The sequence below is a fragment of the Anabaena sp. UHCC 0253 genome, from assembly GCF_009712085.1.
Classification (GTDB): Bacteria; Cyanobacteriota; Cyanobacteriia; order Cyanobacteriales; family Nostocaceae; genus Dolichospermum.
Map to the genome: position 1 here is coordinate 1 of NZ_VILD01000023.1, position 5,353 is coordinate 5,353.

The following is a 5,353-nucleotide window of genomic DNA, read 5'->3' on the forward strand; positions in this document are numbered from 1 at the left end:
TTGTACGCTAAGGCTGAAAGCTTTATCCATCAAGGATTTGAGCGATACTTATTTTCCTTAACTCGCAAAGGGCGCAAGTTATCAAAGCTGGTTGCCTGCTTCAAATTCCAGACATAATCACCAGTAAGATTGATATGCTCCCAACCCAAAGGTGATAAATGTTGCAAATGCTCTTCAGGAATATCCATACCCTGTTGTTTCAAATGCTCAACAGCCTTTTCTGTGTACACCGTATTCCACACAACAATCGCCGCCACCACCAAATTCAACCCACTAGCCCGATAAAATTGGTCTTCATAAGAGCGATCGCGGACTTCACCCAGACGATTAAAAAACACCGCCCTTTTCAGGGTATGTTTTGCCTCACCCTTGTTTAAACCCGCCGTCGCCCGTCGTCGCCCGTCGTCGTAATTCAGGACTCTGCAACCATTCCAAAGTAAACAAAGTCCGCTCAATTCTCCCCAACTCCCGCAAAGCCAAAGCCAAACGATTCTGGCGAGGATAAGAAGCTAATTTCCGCAACATCAAAGAAGCCGTGACCGTCCCCGTGCGAATCGAACTAGCAAGCCGGAGAATCTCATCCCAAGACTCCTCAATCAACTTCACATTAATCTTGCCACCTAACAAAGGCGACAAAACCTCATCAGCAGAAGTAGACTCAAAAGTATACAACTTCTTATCAGGTAAATCGCGCATTCGTGGGGCAAATCTAAACCCCAGCAGATGGCACATAGCAAACACCTGTTCAGTATAGCCACTAGTATCAGTATAATGCTCCTGAATCTGCAAATCACTCTCGTGATACAGCAAACCATCTAAAACATAACTAGCATCCCTGACCGTTGCATTAATCACCTTGACATGAAAAGGCACATATTGATCAGAAATATGCGTGTAAAAAATCACGCTTCTATCCTTACCATACTTGGCATTAATCTCTTCATTAAAACTGCGGTGTCCACCAGCTTTAAATCGTTGACCATCAGATGAAGAAGTAGTCCCATCACCCCAATAAGTAGCAAAAGGAACTTGTGCCTGGAAATTTACCACCTCTGCCAAAGCCTGAGAATAAGTCTCATCTCGAATATACCAATCAGCCACCCAAGCTAAACGCTCAAAAGACATTCCTTGAGTAGCATCTGCCATGCGCGTTAAACCCAGATTAATCCCATCAGCAAGCAACGCACTCAACAAAACCACCTTATCTTCTACTTCTGTTCCTGAATATAAATGTGTAAAATGTTTAGTAAAATGCGTCCAAGAATCAACTTCCACCAACAAATCAGTCAGCTTAATTCTCGGCAATAAACTAGAGACTTTTCGACTTAATTCATCAACCTCAGTCGGAACAGCATTGCTCAAAGGAGTAATAATTAACCGCTCATCTTCTATTCTGACATCAATCAACTTATCCTCTGCCATTAAATCAGAAACAATCCCTAATTGTGACTTCAATTCCAGTGAACGTTGTTCAATATAGGTAGTGAAATCAGTTGTCACCGCCACAGGTATTGTCTGAGCAAAACGCATTGACTGCCATGAACTATCCGTTAACAGATAATCCTCAAAATCTTGGAACTGACGAGAACCTACTACCCAAATATCCCCAGAACGTAAACCACTGCGTAACTCAGCCAAAGCACACATCTCATAATAGTGCCTGTCAATAGTATCCCCCTTAATTACGTGCTTTAACCAACGCGGTTTAACAAAACTGGTAGGAGTAGATTCCGGTATATTTCTGCGTCCAGATATATTTAATTCTTTAATCACCGCCAAAGCTTCGATAACTGGTAAACTAGCAGTTGTCGCCTTAAATTCAAAGGTCTCCAACAACTTAGGTGTATATCTTCGCAACTGTGAATAACGGTTATCAAGCAGTTCAAGATAATCAAAATCTGCGGGTCTAGCTAACTTTTCAGCTTCAACAACACTATTGATAAACTTCTCCCAATCTAATACCGACTCAATCGCTTGATAAGCATCATCCTCTTCCTCTCTAGCGGCAATTAACGCCTTTCCGACTTGGGCATATAATCTCACCTTTTCATTAATCGCTTTTCCATCATGTTGAAACTTTTCGCCATGCTGATGCTGACTTTTATTAAACAATTTACCCATCATTTTATCGTGCATCCCTATGGCATAATCGACTAATGATGCACTCCATTCAATCAAAAAAGCAACTAAAATGGCATAACGTCTTAATTCATCTAACCTAGATAGGTGAGCAGGTGTAGACTTCGCACCAATTTTAGTGAATTGTAACAGACGATTTTGATGTACTCGTTTCAAACATCCAGAGTCAAGGTGAAGATTGCGAATAAATTCTAGGCGTTCTACAAGCTTTAAAAAGTTTCTAGGATTAGGTATTCCTGGTGGTTGACGCAGCCAAATTAAATCAGTCAGCTTTTTATCAGGCTCTAAAACTAATAGCTTATCCAGGGCTGTTTTTTGTAAGATTGTCAAATTTTGAGTTAATTCTAGACACACTAATTTTTGAGCGCGGTGTCTCACTTCCCACGCCAAACGTTCTACAGTAGAAATAGCTGGAATAATAATTTTACGAAAGCGCATTTCATCAATTAATGCTCCCACAAGTGCCATCCCTTGATCTGAGGAGATGGCAAATGGTAATAACCATTTTGAGAGGAGTTTATATGTAGATATATTAAAAGAATGAAACCCAAAAATATTTTGAATTTCTACTAAATGTTCACGCCGTGTTGTATCTCTTTGTGAATATTCTGTAATGATTGTTGGGTCAATTTTTAATTGGGAAGCAATATAAGAAAGTACAGATTCTGGGACTATTTCTGACAAACTCCAAACCCGACCAGGAAAGCGGAGGTAACACAACTGCACGGCAAAACCCAGACGATTGTGTGGTCTACGACGTTCTTTGATAACTTTGAGTTCATCGTTGCTAAAAGTATAGTAGCGAGCTATATCTCTTGAGGTGATAGAATTGGGAATTTCCGTAAATTGTAGTCGCTGTGCCGGAGATAAAAGTTCACGAGTTGCCAATTAGATTACCTGTGGTTTTGGATTTGATAAATTATTGTGAATAATGAATTAGTGGTTAGTGGTTGTCAAGATTTATCGAACAAAATCAAAATATTAAAATCCCCGCATCTAATTAGTTTGATGAAAGTTTATAGTTTGCCCCACAGTAAGGGCAAAATTTGAATTTTAGTGACATAATTGGTTCATTACAATTAATACAACGGTTTCGTAAAGCTGTACCACAAGCAAAGCAATACTTTGACCGTAAATCAGTCCACATTTGGTCAGGGGTCGTTCCTGGAGTCCAACATTGAGGACAAAATTTAAATGTAGTGATTGTCTCTAGGGGGACTTTTTTGGCTGCCGCATCTAAGTAATCCGGTGGTATCCCCAACGCAGATGCTAAACCGCTTTTAGCTTTTTGATTGAGTCTATTCGTTTGTCCACCTTCTATTTTGCGGATGGTTTGGATGTGTATTTGTGCTTTTAAGCTCAACTCTTTTTGGGTTAAGTTCTGCTGGGTTCGTAACCTGTGGACGTAATCAGCTAGGGCTTCATCCCCTTTGGGAAGCGGATCTTGTTCTGCTACCACCATGAAAATATATCTAAAAATGTATTTATTAATTATATTTTAACATCTACACTTTTAGACAAGAACTTGCTTCTATTCAGGATCTAAAGTGATGATTACTTTAGCTGCTTTAGCCACTGCATTTTTAGAACGTCCCGGATTATCTCAGAATACTCTGCGTTCATATCAGTCTACCTTAATGCCCTTGCTCTGTGAGTACGGCCGATGGTCAATAGAAATCATCAATAGACAAGTTTTGTCGGAATATCTCAATCTTTTAACTGATGTTTCTTATACTACTCATCATCGTCATCAAGCTGTGATTACGGCTTTGTTCAATTTTGCTGTTGATTTGGGATATCTCAAATCTAATCCGGTTGCTGGACTGAGAAGACGTAAGCCGAATCGAGAACAAGGAGAACACGCGAAACTTGAGGCTGTGCGCTATCTTACACTTAACCAATTAAGTATTTTGTATCATGTCATCAAAAAAGATGTGCGGATGTCTGCATTGGTGCGGTTGTTACATAGTAGTGGGGCGAGGATTGCTGAGGTACTGGCTCTAAATTTGGAACAAATTGATTTCAACTCCAGGAATTTTCAGGTTGTGGGCAAGGGGAATAAGCAACGGTGGTGTTTTTACAGTGAAGCGGCGCAAAAGAGTCTAAATCACTACTTAAAGTATTATAGACATCTCAACCATCCTGCCCTGTTTACTGCCCAACAGCCAAAAACTTTGATTGTCTCTCGTCTATCGTACCGGATGGCTCATAAATCCTGGACAAGTTTGATTGGGAATGTTACGGAACTTCAGGGGGTGAGACTTCATGATTTACGGCACACTTTTGCTACAGAACGGGTGGGGCTAATGGGGATTGAGGAACTTAGGGCATTGATGGGACATGAGAGCATTCAGACAACTTTACGGTATCAGAAAGTAACGCCACAACGAGCTGAGGAAGTAGCACACAAGGCGTTTAATAGTCTGCCCAATTTTTGCGAATAATTTTGGTAATTAATTCAGATTTGACAGTCATCATCAATACTTTTAACTGGGGTTAAATTTATGGGGCAGGGAATACATACTACTCTGTACCAAGAGAATGAGGGTAAGCTATCTTCCGGTTGCTTATTATACAAGTATTAGCTAATCAATTTATTTTGGTTCTGAAACCGTTGTCCTGCAATCGTTTCAGCCTTAGCGTACAATTTTCCCGTTTTGGCACGGTGATGCCTTTAACATCTGCACAATTAAATATCCTCTATAAAGCTGTTGGTTCTGATTTACGCATGAATGCAATCGTGCATTTATTACATCACTCAGGTTGCCGGATAGCGGAGCTTTTAGCGTTAAATATAGAGGATCTGGATTTAACTAAATATAAGTTTCAAGTAGTTGGTAAAGGTAATAAACAGCGTTGTTGCTATTTTGGTGATGCGGCTGCTTTGGCAATTAATGAATAATATATCAAATATGAGCGTCATCATACTGTAGATGCGCTATTTACAGCCCAACAGCCAGTGACTAAAGTTGTGAGTAGAATTAGCTATCGGACTGTGCATGAATACTGGCGAGAATTAATAAGTATATATCCAGAGTTAGTTGGGGTGAGAATCCACGATTTACGGCATACTTTTGCTACGGAGCGTGTTGGTTTAATGGGGATTGAAGAATTGCGGGCATTGATGGGGCATGAAAATATTCAAACAACTCTGCGTTACCAAAAAGTTACGTCAGCTAGGGCGGAAGAAGTTGCACGTCAAGCTCTCAATAGT

General features: G+C 40.3%; 2 protein-coding genes and 2 pseudogenes. 2 read left to right on the forward strand and 2 right to left on the reverse strand.

The window, feature by feature from the left end; translation table 11 throughout:
* Positions 1-29: 29 nt before the first annotated feature.
* Both FJR38_RS27405 and FJR38_RS27410 read right to left on the reverse strand, forming a co-directional pair.
* Positions 30-3,027 (reverse strand): annotated as a pseudogene (locus tag FJR38_RS27405) (Tn3 family transposase).
* A 112-nt stretch (positions 3,028-3,139) separates the two neighbouring features.
* Entirely contained in the window at positions 3,140-3,601 is a 462-nt protein-coding gene (locus FJR38_RS27410) for a zinc ribbon domain-containing protein (RefSeq protein ID WP_168499916.1), read from the reverse strand.
* Between the two features lie 88 nt (positions 3,602-3,689).
* Between FJR38_RS27410 and FJR38_RS27415 the strand changes: the two genes are divergently transcribed.
* Together FJR38_RS27415 and FJR38_RS27420 are read left to right on the forward strand one after the other, a co-directional pair.
* Complete coding sequence (locus tag FJR38_RS27415; protein ID WP_168499919.1) at positions 3,690-4,583, forward strand: tyrosine-type recombinase/integrase; 894 nt, start codon at positions 3,690-3,692, stop codon at positions 4,581-4,583.
* A 224-nt stretch (positions 4,584-4,807) separates the two neighbouring features.
* Positions 4,808-5,353 (forward strand): annotated as a pseudogene (locus FJR38_RS27420) (tyrosine-type recombinase/integrase); the annotation flags it as partial.

What these genes read in the sequence shown, in the direction of transcription:
- FJR38_RS27410 (WP_168499916.1), bottom strand. Translation starts at nt 3,601, where the DNA reads ATGGTGGTAGCAGAACAAGATCCGCTTCCCAAAGGGGATGAAGCCCTA.
- FJR38_RS27415 (WP_168499919.1), top strand. Translation starts at nt 3,690, where the DNA reads ATGATTACTTTAGCTGCTTTAGCCACTGCATTTTTAGAACGTCCCGGA.